Annotated in this window: 15 protein-coding genes; 7 read left to right on the forward strand and 8 right to left on the reverse strand. The window is 55.8% G+C overall.

Features of this window, described 5'->3' with window-relative positions; all coding sequences use genetic code 11:
- Nucleotides 1-164: 164 nt before the first annotated feature.
- Nucleotides 165-1478 carry a glutamate/aspartate:proton symporter GltP gene (gene gltP, locus PU683_RS18930; RefSeq protein WP_277174095.1) on the reverse strand — a complete coding sequence of 438 codons (1314 nt, stop codon included), beginning with the start codon at nt 1476-1478 and terminating at the stop codon, nt 165-167.
- A 685-nt stretch (nt 1479-2163) separates the two neighbouring features.
- On the opposite strand from gltP, the gene acs reads away from it, so the two are divergent.
- The 4 genes from acs (at nt 2164) to PU683_RS18950 (ending at nt 7746) form a co-directional block, all read left to right on the forward strand.
- Nucleotides 2164-4122, forward strand: coding sequence for an acetate--CoA ligase (acs, locus tag PU683_RS18935; RefSeq protein ID WP_277174096.1), 1959 nt, complete (start codon nt 2164-2166; stop codon nt 4120-4122).
- Between the two features lie 206 nt (nt 4123-4328).
- Nucleotides 4329-4646 carry a DUF485 domain-containing protein gene (locus PU683_RS18940; RefSeq protein ID WP_277174335.1) on the forward strand — a complete coding sequence of 106 codons (318 nt, stop codon included), beginning with the start codon at nt 4329-4331 and terminating at the stop codon, nt 4644-4646.
- The gene (gene actP / locus PU683_RS18945) at nt 4643-6292 is read left to right on the forward strand and encodes a cation/acetate symporter ActP (RefSeq protein WP_277174097.1); all 1650 of its coding nucleotides are present in this window, start codon (nt 4643-4645) and stop codon (nt 6290-6292) included. Before PU683_RS18940 ends, actP begins: the two co-directional genes overlap by 4 nt.
- A 146-nt stretch (nt 6293-6438) precedes the next feature.
- The gene (locus PU683_RS18950; RefSeq protein ID WP_277174098.1) at nt 6439-7746 is read left to right on the forward strand and encodes a Gfo/Idh/MocA family protein; all 1308 of its coding nucleotides are present in this window, start codon (nt 6439-6441) and stop codon (nt 7744-7746) included.
- A gap of 125 nt (nt 7747-7871) precedes the next feature.
- Here the strand turns inward: PU683_RS18950 and PU683_RS18955 are convergent, their stop codons facing one another.
- The 4 genes from PU683_RS18955 to soxR form a co-directional block, all read right to left on the reverse strand.
- The gene (locus PU683_RS18955) at nt 7872-9518 is read right to left on the reverse strand and encodes a Na+/H+ antiporter (protein WP_277174099.1); all 1647 of its coding nucleotides are present in this window, start codon (nt 9516-9518) and stop codon (nt 7872-7874) included.
- A 134-nt stretch (nt 9519-9652) separates the two neighbouring features.
- Complete coding sequence (gene ghxP, locus PU683_RS18960; protein WP_277174100.1) at nt 9653-11002, reverse strand: guanine/hypoxanthine transporter GhxP; 1350 nt, start codon at nt 11000-11002, stop codon at nt 9653-9655.
- A 299-nt stretch (nt 11003-11301) separates the two neighbouring features.
- Nucleotides 11302-11970 (reverse strand): glutathione S-transferase family protein, encoded by a 669-nt coding sequence (locus PU683_RS18965; protein WP_277174101.1) that lies wholly within the window; start codon nt 11968-11970, stop codon nt 11302-11304.
- Between the two features lie 264 nt (nt 11971-12234).
- Nucleotides 12235-12693, reverse strand: coding sequence for a redox-sensitive transcriptional activator SoxR (soxR, locus tag PU683_RS18970; RefSeq protein WP_187800920.1), 459 nt, complete (start codon nt 12691-12693; stop codon nt 12235-12237).
- An 80-nt stretch (nt 12694-12773) separates the two neighbouring features.
- On the opposite strand from soxR, the gene soxS reads away from it, so the two are divergent.
- Nucleotides 12774-13097: a superoxide response transcriptional regulator SoxS gene (gene soxS / locus PU683_RS18975; RefSeq protein WP_023478478.1), complete on the forward strand. Its 324-nt coding sequence runs from the start codon at nt 12774-12776 to the stop codon at nt 13095-13097.
- Nucleotide 13098: 1 nt separating this feature from the next.
- Here soxS and PU683_RS18980 read toward each other — a convergent pair whose 3' ends face one another.
- On the reverse strand, nt 13099-14670 hold the full coding sequence (locus tag PU683_RS18980) for an EAL domain-containing protein (RefSeq protein ID WP_277174102.1): 1572 nt from the start codon (nt 14668-14670) through the stop codon (nt 13099-13101).
- A 776-nt stretch (nt 14671-15446) separates the two neighbouring features.
- On the opposite strand from PU683_RS18980, the gene PU683_RS18985 reads away from it, so the two are divergent.
- Together PU683_RS18985 and PU683_RS18990 are read left to right on the forward strand one after the other, a co-directional pair.
- Nucleotides 15447-15728: a YjcB family protein gene (locus tag PU683_RS18985; RefSeq protein ID WP_277174103.1), complete on the forward strand. Its 282-nt coding sequence runs from the start codon at nt 15447-15449 to the stop codon at nt 15726-15728.
- Nucleotides 15729-15929: 201 nt separating this feature from the next.
- Complete coding sequence (locus PU683_RS18990; protein ID WP_277174104.1) at nt 15930-16709, forward strand: inositol monophosphatase family protein; 780 nt, start codon at nt 15930-15932, stop codon at nt 16707-16709.
- On the opposite strand, the gene PU683_RS18995 is transcribed toward PU683_RS18990, so the two are convergent.
- Together PU683_RS18995 and PU683_RS19000 are read right to left on the reverse strand one after the other, a co-directional pair.
- The gene (locus PU683_RS18995; protein WP_277174336.1) at nt 16706-18187 is read right to left on the reverse strand and encodes a SulP family inorganic anion transporter; all 1482 of its coding nucleotides are present in this window, start codon (nt 18185-18187) and stop codon (nt 16706-16708) included. The two genes, PU683_RS18990 and PU683_RS18995, sit on opposite strands and share 4 nt — an antisense overlap.
- A gap of 344 nt (nt 18188-18531) precedes the next feature.
- Nucleotides 18532-19017, reverse strand: a complete 486-nt coding sequence (locus tag PU683_RS19000; protein WP_277174105.1) for a hypothetical protein — start codon at nt 19015-19017, stop codon at nt 18532-18534.
- Between the last annotated feature and the right edge of the window lie 59 nt (nt 19018-19076).

Raw genomic sequence — 19076 nt, forward strand, 5'->3', positions numbered from 1 at the left:
TGCGTCCATCCTTCTGCCGGTTCGAAGGCCTCAGCATGGCATTCACATCAAGAGTGTCAATAAGTTAGAGGGAGGGAGGTGGAGAAATGAGAGGCGCGTCGTTTTCGTGAACGCAAAGAGAGGAAACGCTCCCCGACACGCTTGCGCCGGGGAGCATACGCCGGTTACTGCCCGGCGGTTTTATCAAATTTGCCCAGCATTTCGCGCTCGTACGCCTGCGCTTTTTTGCGGTCAAACTGGTGTTCCCATTTGGCGATCACCAGCACCGCCAGCGCGTTACCGACCACGTTCAGCGCGGTACGCGCCATATCGAGGATACGGTCAACACCGGCGATAAACGCCAGCCCTTCCAGCGGAATACCGACGCTGCCAAGGGTTGCCAGCAGTACCACAAACGACACGCCCGGCACCCCGGCGATGCCCTTCGAGGTCACCATCAGCGTCAGCACAAGGATGATCTCCTGCCACAGCGACAGGTCGATACCGTAAAGCTGGGCGATAAAGATTGCCGCGATGCTCTGGTAAAGCGTCGAGCCGTCGAGGTTAAAGGAGTAACCGGTCGGCACCACGAAGCTGGTGATGGACGGCGGCGCGCCGTAGGCTTCCATCTTTTCGATGATACGCGGCAGCACGCTCTCCGAGCTGGCGGTGGAGTAAGCCAGAATCAGCTCATCTTTCAGGATGCGGATAAGGGTCCAGACGCTCAGCCCGCAGACGCGCGCCACCAGACCTAACACCACCAGCGCAAAGAAGATAATCGCGACATAGACAAGGATCACCAGCTTAGCCAGCGGCCAGAGCGAGGCGAAACCGAAGTTGGCGACTGTCACCGAAATCAGGGCGAAGACGCCGACCGGCGCGTAACGCATCACCATATGGGTGACTTTAAACATGGTTTCGGAAATGGAACGGAAGACGGTAACCAGCGGTTCGCGGTGCGTTGCCGGCAGCGAAGAGAGACCCAGACCAAACAGCACCGAGAAGAAGATGATCGGCAGCATATCGCCTTTCGCCATCGACGCGATGATGTTGGTCGGCACCAGCGAGAGGATCGTCCCCATCAGGCCGTGGGCATGGCTCTGCACGTCCGCGGTAGTGCTTTGGTATTTCGAAATATCCACCGTTGCCAGCTGCGACATATCAATGCCCGCGCCCGGCTGGAAGACGTTGGCCAGCGTAATGCCGAGCACAATCGCGACCGTAGTGATCACTTCGAAATAGATAATGGTTTTCGCGCCAATTCGACCAAGCTGCTTCGCGTCGCCAACGCCTGCAATACCCACAACCAGCGTGGAGATGACAATCGGCACCACGATCATTTTGATCAGATGAATAAAGATATCGCCCGCCGGAGACAGGAAATTCGCAATCAGCCATTCGCGGCTGTCGCTCTGATAATGCAAGTAACTACCCAGAAGAATACCCAGCACCAGAGCCAGCAATATCTGCCAGGCCAGGCTGATTTTCATATTTTTCATCACTACAGACTTCCTCAACGAAGCGCCATTCCATGCACAGGAACGACACATACTGAAAGGGTATGATTTGCGTTGCACGGTATTGCGGGGGTTTTTAACGCGCATTATCAGTACCATTTGCAAGGTGTAACGCGCAACCCTATAGCGGGAGGGGGTTTGACTGATTTTTTAAGGAAAAACCGTCTTTTATTCCAGTTATTAAAATTAACTGATTGTTATAAAAAACTTTTCACTCTGCGTAATTCCAATATTTAACGTTGGAAATTAATGCACCGAAATTGTTCGGTTGCGCACTTTTTAATCATCAGAAATGTCGTACAACCGATCCCACACCGAAATTTCCACTGCGATTTTCTATTTAAAGAGTGAATAATCCATGACGAAAATTATTAATAGACTATTTGTTCAGTGGTGTATTTTCAGGTGCTTACGCTTGTTCACCTTTCATCCAGCCAATAGCTGAGTAATCAAATCGCCTAATTCCATAACTTGCTGTTATGAATGAAATTTCTCACTGTGCGCGCTTTTTAGCGCCTCTGCGTTACGACGCCTACGGTTTGGCTGATTTGCAGTTGCATTGCCTAATGCGTGATCTATCGCGCAAATAATAAACAAAGCAGGCAAAGGCCCTACAATTAACGTTCTTGTGACATATTATTAACATCTTACAAGGAGAGCAACCGCCATGAGCCAAATACATAAACACGATATTCCCGCGAACATTGCGGAGCGTTGCCTGATCAACCCACAGCAGTATGAGGCCAAATATCAGCAATCCGTTAGCGACCCGGAGACCTTCTGGGGCGAAGAGGGCAAAATCCTCGACTGGATTAAACCTTATACCACCGTGAAGAACACCTCTTTCGCGCCCGGCAATATCGCTATTAACTGGTATCAGGATGGCACCCTGAACCTGGCCGCGAACTGTCTCGATCGCCATCTCGCCGAGCGCGGCGACCAGCCAGCGATTATCTGGGAAGGCGATGACGCCAACCAGAGCAAAACGCTTACCTACCGCGAACTGCACCGCGATGTCTGCCGCTTTGCCAACGTGCTGCTGGATCTGGGCATCAAGAAAGGCGATGTCGTGGCGATCTATATGCCAATGGTGCCGGAAGCAGCGGTGGCGATGCTCGCCTGCGCGCGTATCGGCGCGGTTCATTCGGTGATTTTCGGCGGCTTCTCGCCGGAAGCGGTTGCCGGGCGCATTATCGACTCCAGCTCGCGCTTAGTGATCACCGCCGATGAGGGTGTACGCGCCGGGCGCGCGATCCCGCTGAAGAAGAACGTCGATGACGCGCTGAAAAACCCGAACGTGAAGAGCGTTGAGCATGTGGTGGTATTCAAGCGCACCGGCGGCAATATTGAGTGGCACGAAGGGCGCGATCTCTGGTGGAGCGAGTTAACGGCGACTGCCCGCGATGAGCATACCCCTGTGGAAGTGGGCGCGGAAGATCCGCTCTTTATCCTCTACACCTCCGGCTCGACCGGCAAACCGAAAGGGGTGCTGCACACCACCGGCGGCTATCTGGTCTATGCGGCAACCACATTTAAATATGTTTTTGATTACCATCCGGGCGACGTCTACTGGTGTACCGCCGATGTCGGCTGGGTAACCGGCCACAGCTACCTGCTCTACGGCCCGCTGGCCTGCGGCGCCATCACGCTGATGTTTGAAGGGGTGCCTAACTGGCCGACCCCGGCACGAATGAGCCAGGTGGTTGATAAGCATAAAGTCAATATTCTCTACACCGCGCCGACGGCGATCCGCGCCCTGATGGCGGAAGGGGATAAAGCGATTGCCGGCACCGACCGCTCTTCGCTGCGCATTTTGGGTTCCGTCGGCGAGCCGATCAACCCGGAAGCCTGGGAGTGGTACTGGTCGAAAATCGGTAACGGCAAATGCCCGGTGATGGACACCTGGTGGCAGACGGAAACCGGCGGTTTTATGATCACCCCGCTGCCCGGTGCAACCGAGCTGAAAGCCGGTTCCGCCACGCGCCCCTTCTTTGGCGTGCAGCCTGCGCTGGTGGATAACGAAGGTAATCCGCTGGAGGGCGCGACCGAGGGCAACCTGGTGATCACCGACTCCTGGCCGGGCCAGGCGCGAACACTGTTTGGCGATCACGACCGCTTCGAGCAGACCTACTTCTCCACTTTCAAAAATATGTACTTCAGCGGCGATGGCGCGCGCCGGGATGAAGATGGCTACTACTGGATCACCGGGCGCGTGGATGATGTGCTCAACGTCTCCGGCCACCGTCTCGGCACGGCGGAAATTGAGTCGGCACTGGTGTCGCACCCGAAAATCGCCGAAGCGGCGGTGGTCGGTATTCCGCACAATATCAAAGGCCAGGCGATCTACGCTTACGTGACGCTCAATCACGGTGAAGAGCCGTCGCCGGAACTTTATACCGATGTGCGTAACTGGGTGCGAAAAGAGATTGGCCCGCTGGCGACGCCGGATGTGCTGCACTGGACCGACTCGCTGCCGAAAACCCGCTCCGGCAAAATCATGCGCCGTATTTTGCGCAAGATCGCCGCCGGCGATACCAGCAACCTCGGCGATACCTCAACCCTCGCCGATCCGGGCGTGGTGGAGAAACTGCTCGAAGAGAAGCAGTCCATTACGATGCCGTCGTAATCCCGGGCCGGATGCGGTGGGCGTCGTTATCCGGCTTGCTTTGAAGGTCACCATTACGCCGGATGGCGGCTGACGCCTTATCCGGCCTGCAAAATCCTGTGCGGATTGTAGGCCGGATAAGCGGCGTTGCGCCGCCATCCGGCAAAGAAATGTCACTCTACCAACCCTATATTTGCTGGCATTACTTACCTCTGGAGATTTCTGTAATGAATGAAAATCCCGTTTATCAGCGGATAGAAAACAGTGTTCATTTCAGGGAGTTAGTTGAAAAGCGGCAACGGTTTGCCTTTCTTTTATCCATCATCATGCTGATTATCTACGTCGGCTTTATCCTGCTTATCGCTTTTGCTCCGCACTGGCTCGGTACCCCACTGCATGCGGGCACCACCGTCACGCGCGGCATCCCGATTGGTATCGGCGTGATTTTGATTTCGTTCGTGCTGACGGCAATCTATGTCTGGCGCGCGAATAGCGAGTTTGAAAGACTGACCCGGGCGGTACTGAGCGAGGTAAAAGCGCCATGAAGAGAGTCCTGACGGCGCTTGCCGCCACACTTCCGCTCGCGGCGAATGCCGCTGATGCCATTACCGGCGCGGTGCAGCGCCAGCCGACCAACTGGCAGGCGATTGTCATGTTCCTGATTTTCGTCGTGCTGACCCTCTACATTACCTACTGGGCGTCGAAACGCGTCCGCTCGCGCAACGATTACTATACGGCGGGGGGCAATATCACCGGTTTCCAGAACGGGCTGGCGATTGCGGGCGACTTTATGTCTGCCGCCTCGTTCCTCGGCATCTCGGCGCTGGTTTATACCTCCGGCTACGATGGGTTGATCTACTCCCTCGGTTTCCTCGTCGGCTGGCCAATTATCCTCTTTCTGATTGCCGAACGGCTGCGTAACCTCGGGCGCTACACCTTTGCCGATGTCGCCTCCTACCGCCTGAAGCAGGGGCCGATTCGCATCCTCTCTGCCTGCGGTTCGCTGGTGGTGGTGGCGCTCTACCTGATTGCGCAGATGGTCGGCGCGGGCAAGCTTATCCAGCTGCTGTTTGGCCTGAACTACCACATCGCGGTCGTGCTGGTCGGCGTGTTGATGGTGATGTATGTGCTGTTTGGTGGCATGCTCGCCACCACCTGGGTGCAGATCATCAAAGCCGTGCTGCTGCTGTTCGGCGCCAGCTTTATGGCCTTTATGGTGATGAAACATGTCGGCTTCAGCTTCAATAACCTGTTTAGCGAAGCGATGGCGGTGCACCCGAAAGGCGAGGCGATCATGAGCCCAGGGGGGCTGGTGAAAGATCCGATTTCGGCACTGTCGTTAGGTCTTGGGCTGATGTTCGGTACCGCAGGGCTGCCGCATATTTTGATGCGCTTCTTTACCGTCAGCGATGCGCGGGAAGCGCGCAAAAGCGTACTCTACGCTACCGGTTTTATGGGCTACTTCTACATCCTGACTTTTATCATCGGTTTTGGTGCCATCATGCTGGTCGGCGCGAATCCGGCGTTTAAAGATGCAGCGGGCGCGCTGATCGGCGGTAACAATATGGCGGCGGTGCACCTCGCCGATGCCGTGGGCGGCAACCTGTTCCTCGGCTTTATCTCCGCCGTCGCCTTCGCCACCATTCTGGCGGTGGTCGCAGGCCTGACGCTGGCGGGTGCCTCGGCGGTGTCGCACGATCTCTATGCCAACGTCTTCCGCAAAGGGGCGACGGAGCGTCAGGAGCTGCGGGTATCGAAAATCACCGTGCTGGTGCTCGGCGTGGTGGCTATCCTGCTGGGTATTCTGTTCGAGAACCAGAACATCGCCTTTATGGTGGGGCTGGCCTTCTCTATCGCCGCGAGCTGTAACTTCCCGATTATCCTGCTGTCGATGTACTGGTCGAAATTGACCACGCGCGGGGCGATGATTGGCGGCTGGCTCGGCCTGCTGACGGCGGTGATTCTGATGGTGCTAGGTCCGACCATCTGGGTGCAGATCCTCGGTCATGCCGCACCGCTCTTCCCCTATGAATACCCGGCGCTCTTCTCGATTGCCGTGGCATTTATCGGTATCTGGGTCTTCTCGGCGACCGACAACACCGAAGCGGGCAAACGCGAGCGCGAGCTGTTCCGCGCCCAGTTTATCCGCTCACAAACCGGCGTCGGTATCGAGCAGGGCCGCGCGCACTAACCTCCCCTCTCCCCGGCCGCTTTTGGCCGGGGATCACACTTTCTCCTCTCCGCCATAGGCATATTCCGCCATCGCGCTACAGTACCCTCATAGAAATGAAACAGCGTTCTATTAATTCAGCACGTCAATTCATAAGAGGGGATGCGATGAAAAATTATGCGTTGGTCGGCACGGGCGGGCGTGCCGGTTTGTATATCTCCGCCATTGGCGGGGAGTGGAGAGAGAATGCCCGCATGGTGGCGTTCTGCGATACCAACCAGACGCGGATGGATTACGCCAACCAGTTGTTAATGCAGGAGGGAGCGGCTTCCGTCCCCACCTGGCAGGCAACGCAGTTTGAGGCGATGATCCGCGAAACGCGGCCCGACACGATTATCGTCACCACCATAGACAGAACACACGATGACTATATCGTCCGCGCCCTGCGCGCAGGCTGCGATGTGATCACCGAAAAACCGATGACCATCGACGAGACGCGCGCACTGCGTATTCTGGATGCCATTGAAGAGACCGGTAAAACCGTGCGCGTGGCCTTCAACTATCGCTATGCGCCCCACCATAGCAAAGTGCGCGAACTGCTGATGAATAACACCATCGGCGAGGTCTACTCGGTGCATTTTGAGTGGCTGCTCAACACCGAACATGGCGCGGATTACTTCCGCCGCTGGCACCGGGAGAAGTGCAACAGCGGCGGCCTGCTGGTGCACAAATCCACCCACCATTTCGATTTGATGAACTTCTGGCTCGACAGCTATCCGCTGCGGGTGTATGCCGAGGGCGGCCTGCGCTTCTACGGGAAGGAGAACGCCGAGAAGCGCGGCGTGACGCGCTTCTACCCGCGCGCGCACGGCTATGACGCCGCCCAGGATGATCCGTTTGCGCTGCATATGGCCGACAATCCGCAGTTAAAAGCGCTCTATCTGGATGCGGAACATGAAGATAACTACTGGCGCGATCAGAGCGTCTTCAGCGATGGCATCACCATTGAAGATACGATGTCGGTGTTGGTGAAGTACCAGAACCAGTGCCAGCTGACCTACTCGCTCAATACCTATCTGCCGTGGGAAGGGCTGAACGTGGTGTTTAACGGCAGCCTCGGACGGCTGGAGATGAAAATCGTCGAGAAATCCTATGTGAATGCGGGCGGCGAGCGCGCGAATGAGGGGAGCCTGACCTCGTGTGATATCACCGTTTTCCCGATGTTTGCCGCGCCGTGGAAAGCGGAGTTTACCCTCGGTGAAGGGGGACACGGCGGCGGGGATAACGCGATGCTGGCAGACCTGTTTGGTACACCGGGTAGTGACCCTCTGCAACGCGCCGCCGATCACCGCGCCGGCGCGATGTCGATTTTGACCGGCATTGCGGGCAATATCTCACTGCAACAGCAGCGGCCGGTCAATTTTAACGAGTTTGAGTTGGTGGCCCGATTGAAAAAGAGGGCGCATCGCGCATAAAGAGGGGCGTCGGAATGGTTCAATGCCTGATGGCGCTACGCTTATCAGGCCTACGCTTTGGTACAGGCCCACCTGTTTGCGTAGGCCGGATAGGGCGCAGCCGCCATCCGGCCTTGTGGTCACGCTTACTTGTTCTCGATGAGCAGAGCTTCCAGCAGATCGAGGTCGTGCAGCATCTTTTGCAGCGTCTCGTTACTGATCTGGCGGGTCGCACGCAGGTGGTAAAGCTCGGCACGCTCCGAGCGCAGCGCCGCCAGGCGGAAGCGGCGCTCGAGGTTCTCTTCCTGCAGCGTATTTTCCGCATCATTGCGACCATCGGCGCGGCGGCGCAGGTTACCAATCACCCGCGAACTCACCTCCGTCAGCAGCTGGGTATCGATATTCTCTTCGGTATCCGCCGCCAGGCGCTCCTCCATCTTCTGGATCGCCACAATCGCCACATCGGCGGTCGCCGCGCGCGCCATACGCTCCTCTTTCTGCTGCTGGGCGTGGTCACGCACTTCGATACGCTGCAACAGCATCGGCAGGGCAATCACGCCGACAAAGAGCGAAAAGAGGATCACCCCGGCGGCGAGGAACACCAGCTCATAACGCGCCGGGAAGACATCGCCAGTCGGCAGCAGAAGAGGAATCGAGAGCACACCGGCGAGGGTAATCGCCCCGCGCACGCCGGCAAAAGTGGCGATCAGCAGTTCACGGGTGCTCCATGCACCGAACTCCATCGGCTTTTTGCTCAGGAAGCGCAGGCTGAAGTTCTTCATCACCCACAGCCAGCCAAAACGCACCAGCATCAGCGCGGCGTAAATCAGCAGGATATCGGTAAACAGCATCCACGTTTCGACATTCGGATCGGCTTCTGCCGCCACCAGCGAGGACTCGAGAATGCCCGGCAGTTGCAGGCCCAACAGCAGAAACACCATGCCGTTAAAGACAAACTCCAGCATCGACCAGGTGCTGTTTGCGCGCAGGCGCATCGCCAGCGGCGCGCTGCGCATTACGCCGGAGCGGGTAATGGTCATCCCGGCGGCAACGGCGGCGAGAATGCCAGAGAAACCGATATGTTCCGCAATCAGGTAAGAGGCGAACGGCAGCAGGAACAGCAGCACGATTTGCGTGGCCGGTTCGTCACCGCCCCAGCGGCTGAGGAAACGCAGCGAGCGGCCATAAAGCCAGCTGACGACGAAACCGGCCAGCAGGCCGCCAAGCGCCACTTTCAGGAACTCAACCGTTGCGCCGCCGACGGTAAAGACCATCGTGCCCATCGCCACGGCAACCGCGAACTTCAGCGACACCAGGCCGGAGGCGTCATTCATCAGCGCCTCACCCTGCAGGATGCCCATGATTTTTTTCGGGATGCGCCCTTCACCGACGATACCGGAGAGCGCCACCGCATCGGTTGGCGACAGCACCGCGGCCAGCGCAAAGGCGGGCACCAGCGGGATGCCCGGCACCATCCAGTAAATTAAGAAGCCAATCCCGACCACGGTGACCAGCACCAGCGCCAGCGCGAGGCCAAATATTTCGCGCCCATGCTCAAGGAATTCGCGCGTCGGCGTTTTCCAGCCATCGGCAAAGAGCAGCGGCGGAATAAAGAGCACGAGGAAGAGTTCCGGATCGAACTCGACGTGCAAACCGAAGGTCGGTAAGGCGAGTAACGCGCCGATAGCGATCTGCATCAGCGGTAAGGGGATTTGAAACGGCAGAACCCGAGTGATAACACCGGAGAGCGATACCACAAGGGTCATGATGAGAATGGTAAAGAAAATTTCCATGCGTTCCCTGTTTGCAGTGTGTTGTTATACCCGCATCAGACCTGAGACGGGGTCTTTCAGCTTAACGCAAAGCAACCGGGCTGTGGGCAAAAAAATGGGCAACCGAAGTTACCCATTGTCTGAATATGTAATGGTTAGATAGCCCAGCCGCCGGCATAGAATGCCACCAGCGCGATAGCGATCACCACGGTGCCGATGTTCAGCTTGCGCCACTCACCCGACACTACGCGGCCAATCACCAGCGAGGCGAAGCCGATCATAATGCCGGTAACGATGTTGCAGGTCAGCACGATAAACACCGCGGTGATGAGGCCTGACATGGCGTCAACGAAGTCGGCGAAGTCAATTTTCGCCACGTTGCTCAGCATCAGCAGACCGACATACATCAGCGCCGGTGCGGTGGCGTAAACCGGTACCAGATAAGAGAGCGGAGAGAGGAACAGGATCAGCATAAACAGCACGCCGACGGTGATCGCCGTCAGGCCGGTTTTGCCGCCCGCTGCGGTGCCTGCCGCCGATTCGATATAGACCGCTGCCGGCGCCGCACCCACCAGGCCGGAGAAGACGCTGCTCAGGGAGTCCGTGGTCAGCGCTTTGCCGCCGTCGATGATCTGCCCCTCTTTATCCAGCAAGTTCGCCTGGCCCGCCACTGCACGAATGGTGCCGGTGGCGTCAAACACCGCCGTCATCACCAGCGCCAGCACGCTTGGCAGCACTACCGGATTGAGTGCGCCCATAATATCGAGGCTGCCGATCAGGGAGTTGCCTTTGTCATCGCTCAGGGATGGCATGGCGAAAAAACCGGAGAAGTGCACTGCGGGGTCGAAAATCAGGCCGACAATGGAGATGCCGATGATGGTCAGCAGAATGCCACCCGGCACTTTCAGCTTCTCCAGACCGATAATCACCGCCAGGCCGATCAGCGACATGATCACCGGGAAGCTGGCGAAGTGGCCAAGGGCAACCGGCAGCCCGTCAATCGGGTTTTTGACCACAAGACCGACGCCGTTAGCGGCGATCAGCAGCAGAAACAGGCCGATACCAATACCGGTGCCGTGCGCAACGCCCTGCGGCAGGTTACGTAAAATCCAGCTGCGAATGCCGGTGGCGGAGATCACGGTAAACAGCACGCCCATCAGGAACACCGCGCCGAGTGCAACCGGCACGCTGATCTGCTGCCCCAGCACCAGGCTGAACGCGGTAAACGCGGTGAGCGAAATGGCACAGCCGATGGCCAGCGGCAGGTTGGCCCACAGCCCCATCACAATGGAGCCGACACCGGCAACCAGACAGGTAGCGACGAAGACGGCGGCCGGCGGGAAACCGGCTTTGCCCAGCATGCCGGGCACCACGATGACGGAGTAGACCATCGCCAGGAAGGTGGTTAAACCGGCCACGATCTCCTGACGAACGGTGCTGCCACGGGCAGAAATTTTGAACAGTGCGTCAAGCGAACCGCCGGTACGCGCAGATGGCGTAGACATAGATACATCCCCTGAGAATTTTATTGTGCGTTGGCATGCGTGGTGGACAGTCCACTGCCGGTCAAACGTCTTCTCCCTGTGCTGCGTTGTGACAAGGGGTCACAAAAAAGCAAACGTTTAACTCCGCGCATCCAACGGGTGGTCAAAAAAAGGCAAACGATTATCCAGCGTTTAGACGCCGTTTTTCAACCAAACTTTGCCGCTTTCTGCCAAATATCGCCGAAAGCGGCGAAGAAGTGCCCGCCGGGTGCGCAAACGTTATCGTCGATGCGCAACTTTGCAACACTCTACGAACATTCTCACTCGCCTGGCAGCGAGAAGGGGCCGCCCTGTTCAATGGCGCGTTTCCAGGTTGGGCGCATTTCGACGCGTTTTTTCCACGCCTGCAGATTGGGCAGATTCTCAATGCCGCCGCGCGACAGCAGCGCGAACACTGGGAAGCTCATCTGTACATCCGCCATGCTCAGTTCATCGCCGGCGAACCAGGGGCGGTGCGCCAGCTCCCCTTCCATAAAGCGGGCGTGGGTCTCCAGCTGTTTATTTAAAAACGCGTTCTCGATCCCTTTACCGATAAGCTTGCCAACGCTGCGCACGCCAAACGGCACCGGCGGTTTACCGAGTTGCCCAACCACCAGCTTCATTAATAGCAGTGGCATCAGCGAGCCTTCGGCGTAATGCAGCCAGAAGCGGTAATCGATCTTCTGCTGCGCATCGTGCGGCTTAAAGCGCTGCTCCGTGTCGTAGGTCTCTTGCAAGTATTCGAGGATCGCCCCCGATTCGGCGAGGATAAAGCCGTTATCTTCCACCACTGGCGATTTCCCCAAGGGATGGATCTTTTTCAGCTCGTCCGGTGCCAGCATGTTTTTTTGCCGCTGATAACGCACGATATTGTAGGGAACGCCCAGCTCTTCCAGCGCCCAGAGGATGCGCTGTGAGCGCGATTGATTCAGATGGTGCACTGTAAGCATGACTCTCTCCCGCGTTTATATTCTTTTTAACTATAGAAAAGCGCAGGCAAAGCGCCGAAAAATTCATAACAAAAGCGGTCAAGAAATAAGCATAACTGCGATGCGCGTCTATACTTATAGAGTCAGCACAAACCGGAACCTTACTCGCTACACAAGGGGTGCTGATGTCGGGGGAAACCCTCCCGTTTCGATGCGGGATAGAGCGAAAGACAATGACCGGAAAACGACTAAAGCGCCCCAGCGGGCGCTTTAGTTTTTTTAGGTTCACTCATCTTCCAGCAACCGTGCGCCCGGCCCCTGTTTGCCCAGCGTGTCGCCGGGGTTGCGTAGCGGGCAGTCGCTGCGCGACAGGCAGCCGCAGCCGATGCAGCCATCAAGTTCGTCGCGCAGTGCCACCAGCGTATGAATACGTCTGTCCAGCTCTTCACGCCACTGGGAGGAGAGCGCTTTCCACTCCTTTTTGCTCAGCGCATGCCCCTCCGGCAGCACGCCGAAGGCCTCACCGATGGTCGCCAGCGGAATGCCGATACGCTGGGCGATTTTGATAATCGCCACATGGCGTAATACATCGCGCTGATAGCGCCGCTGGTTACCGGCATTGCGCGAACTTTTTATCAGCCCTTTGCTTTCATAAAAGTGCAGCGTCGAGACGGCAACCCCGCTGCGCTTCGCCACTTCACCGGGGCTGAGAAGGGCTTTGATTCGCGGCGTTTTCTTTTCCATAAAACCTCTTTACCTCAAGTTAACTTGAGGAATTATACTCGCCCGCAGACAAAACGACGAATCGGGAAAGAGGAAGCTTTATGTCCCATCAGCAGATTATTCAGACCTTAATTGAATGGATTGATGAACATATCGACCAACCAATGAATATTGATGTTGTCGCCAAAAAGTCAGGCTATTCAAAGTGGTATCTACAGAGGATGTTCCGCACAGTGATGCATCAGACGCTTGGGGAGTATATTCGTCAGCGCCGCTTGCTGCTGGCCGCCGAAGCGCTGCGCACCACCAAGCGACCGATTTTTGATATTGCGATGGATTTGGGGTACGTCTCACAGCAGACTTTTTCGCGCGTTTTCCGCCGCGAGTTTGATCGTACGCCGAGCGACTATCGCCACCAGGCGTAACTCACTTTAGCGAAGGCGGCTGCTGCACCCAGCGTTTAAACTCCTGTGCTGGCAGCGCCTTCGCAAAGTGCCACCCCTGGCAGAACTGCACGCCGCGCTTAAGCAGCCAGGCGACCTGCTCTGCCGTCTCCACCCCTTCCGCGATGATCTTCAGCCGCAGGCTCTGCGCCATATCAATAATATGTTCCGCAATTAAGTGGCTGGTGCTGTTAGTGGAGAGCGTATCGATAAAGGATTTGTCGATTTTCAGGATGTCGACGTTGAGTGAGTAGAGATTGTGCAGGTTGGAGTAGCCGGTGCCAAAATCATCGATCGCCACTTCGTATCCCGCCTGGCGAAACGCCTGGATCACCGGCGTGGTTTTTGGCACGTCAATAAAGCCGCGCTCAGTCACTTCGATTTTGATCTGCTCGGCACGCACCGCATAGTCGCGCGCTTTGTTGGCAATCAGCGAAATTAAGCGCGACGAGTGGAAGTCAGAGGCCGAGAGGTTAATAGAAATATAGAGATTCGGCACTACCGCCAGAAAATCCCCTAAATCATTGAACACCTCATCAACAACATAATCCGTTACGCGCTCAATCATTCCCTCTTTTTCCGCCAGCGGAATAAACTCCGTCGGGCTCATTACCTGGCCGTTAAAACCTGGCCAGCGCAATAGCGCCTCGGCACCAACACAGCTGCCGTTTTTAATATCAATAATAGGCTGGTAATGAAGGCGAAGCTGACGGCGGGTGAGCGCGCGGTGGAGCCTGCGGCGTGGCGACGTAAATTCCCGCCGTGTTCGCGTGCAGATAAAAAAGATCAGTGCGCTGCAGATCATCCCCAACGGCAGGGTAAAAACCGCCTGCCGATAGAGCAAGTGGAAATAGTTTTCGCGCGATGTCGAAACAATAATGGCGATAGGCCGCGAGGAGGCATACGCAATCGTATAAAAGCGATCGCCCTGTAAAAATGAGCTATCCTGGCGGTGGATTAACGCCGCAAAGGTCTTCAGACGTGCGTTCTTGCTGAGCGAGAAAAAGCCGCCGGAGCGCGTGTCATAAACGCCATATGCTAAACGCGCATCGTCGGATGTCACATCGCTATAGGTGAGCGGGTTAATCACTGCGACATAATTTCCCCGCTGCACATAGACCATTTTATAGCCGGCATAAAAGGGGGTATCACGATAGTAATAGATCGCTGTACCGTGCTGCCCTTCATAATCCGCAGGTGAAATAGCATACGATTGCGCAGGCGTCACCGCGCTGGAACAGACAAAGTGGTTGCCCTCGGCATAAATAAGGTCAGCGACATACTGACTGCCGTGAACAATATTAAGCATCATGGCGCGATGTTGCGGGGTACATGGTTTGCCGCGATAGTTCTCCGCCGCGCGGCGCACGCTATCCGCCTGCTGGATAACGAGCTCGGTTTTATTCAGCGCCTGGCGGGCAAATGCGCGCAGGTGCGTGCGCGTCTCTTTTACGGCGTGGATATGCGCAAACCATAGCGAGATCATTACCGGGATAAGAACCACCAGTATCATTCCGCTAATTATGAGCATTTTACGAGGCACAGTGAGCTTCATGTCCGCCGAAATCCATGCATTTTATGTGCCTTTTATATTGTTGGGCAGGAGGCTTTTAGAAACAGGTGATTACGTTGCATCAAACACTGACCATTAGCAACTGACTTTTCTCTTCTCAATCCTGATATTTAACGATGCTGAGAATATTCCACCGTAAGGCAAACTAAAAGTGTGCCTCTGGTTTTATATTTAAGAAAGTATTTCACCATGCCCGTGCCAAAGGCGAAACGCCCATGAATAAAACAGCATGCCCTTTGGTTAGAGTCGCGCCTGCATTGCCTGTTTTTCACTCAACTCTCCGGCTAAAAGCCGGTAAACAATAAACCTGTGCTTAATAGTTAAGTACACAATGTACTTGCGCTTAATAATATAAGCAGGCTTCATTATCTGGCGAAAAGTAGCGCAATTTACACCTCGCGCTTTTCCATAATCAGAACATCCTCATAACCACGGTTATCACGCTTTTGTCGTTTTATTGCTGCGCTTATGTAAAATTTATTTTTTATTTCCCGATGAGAATTAGTTAAATAAAAATATTCAAGGGGCGCAATCTCGCCCGGCGAAGATAACGTGGCAACCCACTTTTTACTGACTTAAAAAACTAAAAAAGCTCTCTTTTTGTACTGGTGAATAAAACAACAAATGTGATAAAGTTCACAAATTCCGTGTATGCGGAACCCTCCTTTACATTGTTGTGTTAACCCGACGGACAACCGCTTTCGCGCGCTGCGCAGGCCTTTGCTCGCCAGGTGTTTGATTCTCCTGAGGATAGTAAGATGGCAACCCTTACCACCAGCGTAGTGTTGTTCCGCTGGCAGTTATTGAGCGCACTTTTGATGTTTATGGCGAGCACGCTGAATATCCGTTTTCGCCGTTCAGATTACTTCGGTCTTGCGGTAATCAGCAGCGGCATGGGGCTGGCCGCCGCCTGCTGGTTTGCCACCGGCCTGCTTGGCCTGACGGTAATGGATTTCGCCAGAATCTGGCAACACTTTGCGTCGGTGTGGGAAGAGATGACCCGCAACGCACCGCCAGAGTGGCCAATGGTGATGACCTGATCTCCGCCGCCCGGTGGCGCTCTCACATTAACGCTCCCTCCCCACGTTAATAGCCGCACCGGGCACATCCCCCTGAAACTCACCGTCTGTCATCCTTCCCCTTGCGTGAGCGAAAAACCGTTGCAGCCTTCTCACGTCGAGTGGGTTAAGGTGGAGCTTATTCCTCAACACACCTCGCCACGCACTGGCTAAGAGCTATCTATGACAGAAGAGTTTACCCTCGCGCTCTGCGCACTGATTCGCCGCCTTGGCCTTGAGGCCAAACAGCTTCGTGATAAGGGACTGACCGTTGAGCAGAAAGGTCGCCAGGATTTTGTCTCGCAGGCAGATGTGTATGTCGAAACGCAGCTACGCAAGTGGCTCAAGGAGCAGCGCCCGCAGGATGGGCTGCTTGGTGAAGAGCGCGGCCTGGAGCCGGGCAGCGAGGGGACCTGGGTTATCGATCCGATTGATGGCACGACTAACTTCATTCTTGGTATGGATTACTGGTGCATCTCCGTCGCCTGGGTATGCGATAACCGCATCGAGCTTGGCATTATCTATGCGCCGGATCGCGAAGAGTTCTTCTTTGCCCGCGCAGGTCACGGCGCGTTCCTCAACGATCGCCGTTTAACCCTGGCAGAACCCTCGCCGGATGCCATTGTGCTCGGCGTGGGGCGCTCAAGCCGCCGCGCGCCGCGTGAATATACCGATGCGCTGGAAAAATTGCTCGAGCAGGGTGTGGAACACCGCCGCTTTGGCGCAGGTGCGCTGATGCTGGCCCACGTTGCCGCAGGGCTGGTGCACGGTTATTACGAAGCGCACCTGCACAGCTGGGACGCGCTGGCCGGGCTGGTGCTGATCAGCGAAGCGGGCGGTCGGCACAACGACTTTCTCGCTGACGATGGCTTAACTAACGGCAATACGGCCTGGGCCGCCACGCCAGCAGTGTGGCAGCGGCTGCAACCGCTGCTGCTGCCGGCCGGGAAGCCACTCGCTTAACGGGCGGGCCACTGGTTGAGATCGATTCCACGCTGCGGCGCGTTTTTGGCAAACTCCCGCAGCACCGCTTTCACATCCGGATCGAAATAGTCGACGTTCTCATGCTCAACCACCACCACGCTGCGCTCCGGGATCTTCGCCAGTAATGCCTGCAAACGGGGGTTATGCAAAAAGGTCAGGTTCTGCTGAATGCGCAGCACATAGTGATCGCCCCGGCGCGCAAGCTGCAACGCATTGCGATGGCAGTGGTAGAGGCTCAGCGCCATCTGCACCGCCAGCCCCAGCGCAATCCCCATCAGCATGCCGAAAGTAATAATCCCCGCGACGGTCGTAAGAAACGGCACATACTGTTGATACCCGGCGCGAAACTGTTCGATAAAGAGGCGCGGTGTCGCCAGCTTATAGCCGGTGTAGAGCAGCACTGCGGCGAGGCTCGCCAGCGGGATCACTGACAAAAGCTCACCGAACCAGAGACCACACACCAGCAGTAATACGCCATGCAGCAGCACTGAGAATTTGCTTTGCGCGCCGTTGCTGACGTTGACGGAGCTGCGCACAATTACCGCAGTGATCGGCATCGCACCCACCAGGCCTGAGAGCAGGTTGCCCGCCCCCTGCGCCACCAGCTCTTTATCCGGCGACGGCGGCGGGTTTTGTGGACGCAGCTTCTTCAGCGCCTCCTGGCTGAGCAGCGTTTCAAGGCTGGCCACCAGCGCCAGCGTGATTGCCACGGTGTAGACCGCCGGGTTTTGCCAGGCGCTCCAGTCCGGCCCTTCCAGCTCGCCCATCAGATCGTTGAGGGAACCAAACTCCGGCAGGGTGATGCGCGGTAAGGCCGGGAGGAGATGCGGCGCAAAAGAGCGCAATGCAATCACCATCATGCTGCCGAGCAGCACCGCCACCAGCGGACCGGGGAGCCAGCTCAGGCTTTTTACCCGCTTTATGGCTGCTGAATCCCATCCCCATAGCAGGATCAGTCCACCAGCCGCGACGAGAAATGAGGTCAGCGAAAAGGTGAAATCGCCGCTAAAGAGTTGCCCTAATCCGCTCTCTTCCACTTCGCCGAGCGCAACCGGGATCTGCTGCATAATCAATAGCAAACCGATCGCTGCCAGCATCCCTTTGATCACGCTACCGGGCACCAGCCCGATAAACCGACCGGCGCGCAGCAGACCCATTGCCAGCTGCAGCACGCCTGCCAGCACCAGCGCGAAGAGAAAAGCGGAGAAGGAGCCGAGCGACTCCACCGAAGCGACGACAATCGTTACCAGCCCGGCGGCCGGGCCGCTGACGGCAAAACGGGATGGGCTGAGTGCGGTGACCAGTAGCCCACCAATGATCCCGGTTAGCAGGCCAACAAAGGGCGGCAGCCCGCTGGCGTGGGCGATGCCCAGGCAGAGCGGCAGCGCCACCAGAAAAACGACTACGCCTGCCAGGGTATCCTGGCGCAGTGTGGCGACGGGAAGAGAACGGGCCAGCAACGGTTTTAACCTTTTCACAGTGCGACTCCCTTGTGGACGGTGAACAAAATCTGGCTGGTTTGATGCGGGAACTTTTACTAGTAGCACTGTCCGGGGAAATATAATCCTAAGGAAAATCTTATTGTGGATTTAAATTAGTAAAAAAAGTCTGAATGTAAAATTATGAAAAATAAATTCACCTGAAATATACAGATATCGAGAAAATATTGAGCTTATTGATAACTTGATAAACAGTAGGGTTTAATTTTTGTATTAAACCAGAGGATAGTTAAGTTATAACACTGCGTTGTTTTGATATAAGCAATAATTACTCTATTAGAAACATTCCTATTAGCAGGAAGTTACGTCAACTCTCGTTTCGCATGGCGGCAAAAGTCATTATCTTTCAGCAACGTTTTTAGTGCTTCTATAGCTGCAGGCTGCTGTTTACTCTGACAAATCAGTGAGAAAGCAGCATGCTTAAACAGCGTGTAAGCGTCCCCCTGAATAATGCTCAGCGCCAGGGTGATCTCGTTCTCTTTCACACTTAATAAAGCCAGCGAATTAATAGAGCGCACAATCAGGCTATCATTCTCAACGGCATCATTACGAATGATCTGAATCAGCACCTCTTTAATAAACGCATCGTCATAATCGCCATGATATAAGCCGAGGATCTTTATCGCTTCAGTGCGGATATCGTCGTCATTATCGTTATCCGTGGCAATCTCAAGCAGCGCTTTGGCTGAACTCTGATCCAGGGTCTGATTAAAACCACGCAGGAGATCGAATTTTTCGCTGTCATCCAGCGCAGCAAAGAGTGAGAGATTAAATTGCCCGTGACTCATTTCAACGCCTGAATTCGCCCGCGAAGCATTGAGTTTATCAACATCTGCCGATATTGCTC

Source organism: Candidatus Kosakonia sp. 282A-S69 (genome assembly GCF_029433855.1).
GTDB classification, from domain to species: Bacteria; Pseudomonadota; Gammaproteobacteria; order Enterobacterales; family Enterobacteriaceae; genus Kosakonia; species Kosakonia cowanii_A.

Excerpts from the sequence above, each read along its gene's own strand:
- PU683_RS18940 (WP_277174335.1), top strand. The coding sequence starts at position 4,329 with ATGAATGAAAATCCCGTTTATCAGCGGATAGAAAACAGTGTTCATTTC.
- ghxP (WP_277174100.1), bottom strand. The coding sequence starts at position 11,002 with ATGTCTACGCCATCTGCGCGTACCGGCGGTTCGCTTGACGCACTGTTC.
- actP (WP_277174097.1), top strand. The coding sequence starts at position 4,643 with ATGAAGAGAGTCCTGACGGCGCTTGCCGCCACACTTCCGCTCGCGGCG.
- PU683_RS18950 (WP_277174098.1), top strand. The coding sequence starts at position 6,439 with ATGAAAAATTATGCGTTGGTCGGCACGGGCGGGCGTGCCGGTTTGTAT.
- PU683_RS18955 (WP_277174099.1), bottom strand. The coding sequence starts at position 9,518 with ATGGAAATTTTCTTTACCATTCTCATCATGACCCTTGTGGTATCGCTC.
- PU683_RS18980 (WP_277174102.1), bottom strand. The coding sequence starts at position 14,670 with ATGAAGCTCACTGTGCCTCGTAAAATGCTCATAATTAGCGGAATGATA.
- soxR (WP_187800920.1), bottom strand. The coding sequence starts at position 12,693 with ATGGAAAAGAAAACGCCGCGAATCAAAGCCCTTCTCAGCCCCGGTGAA.
- PU683_RS18990 (WP_277174104.1), top strand. The coding sequence starts at position 15,930 with ATGACAGAAGAGTTTACCCTCGCGCTCTGCGCACTGATTCGCCGCCTT.
- PU683_RS18965 (WP_277174101.1), bottom strand. The coding sequence starts at position 11,970 with ATGCTTACAGTGCACCATCTGAATCAATCGCGCTCACAGCGCATCCTC.
- gltP (WP_277174095.1), bottom strand. The coding sequence starts at position 1,478 with ATGAAAAATATGAAAATCAGCCTGGCCTGGCAGATATTGCTGGCTCTG.
- acs (WP_277174096.1), top strand. The coding sequence starts at position 2,164 with ATGAGCCAAATACATAAACACGATATTCCCGCGAACATTGCGGAGCGT.
- PU683_RS18985 (WP_277174103.1), top strand. The coding sequence starts at position 15,447 with ATGGCAACCCTTACCACCAGCGTAGTGTTGTTCCGCTGGCAGTTATTG.
- PU683_RS19000 (WP_277174105.1), bottom strand. The coding sequence starts at position 19,017 with ATGAGTCACGGGCAATTTAATCTCTCACTCTTTGCTGCGCTGGATGAC.
- soxS (WP_023478478.1), top strand. The coding sequence starts at position 12,774 with ATGTCCCATCAGCAGATTATTCAGACCTTAATTGAATGGATTGATGAA.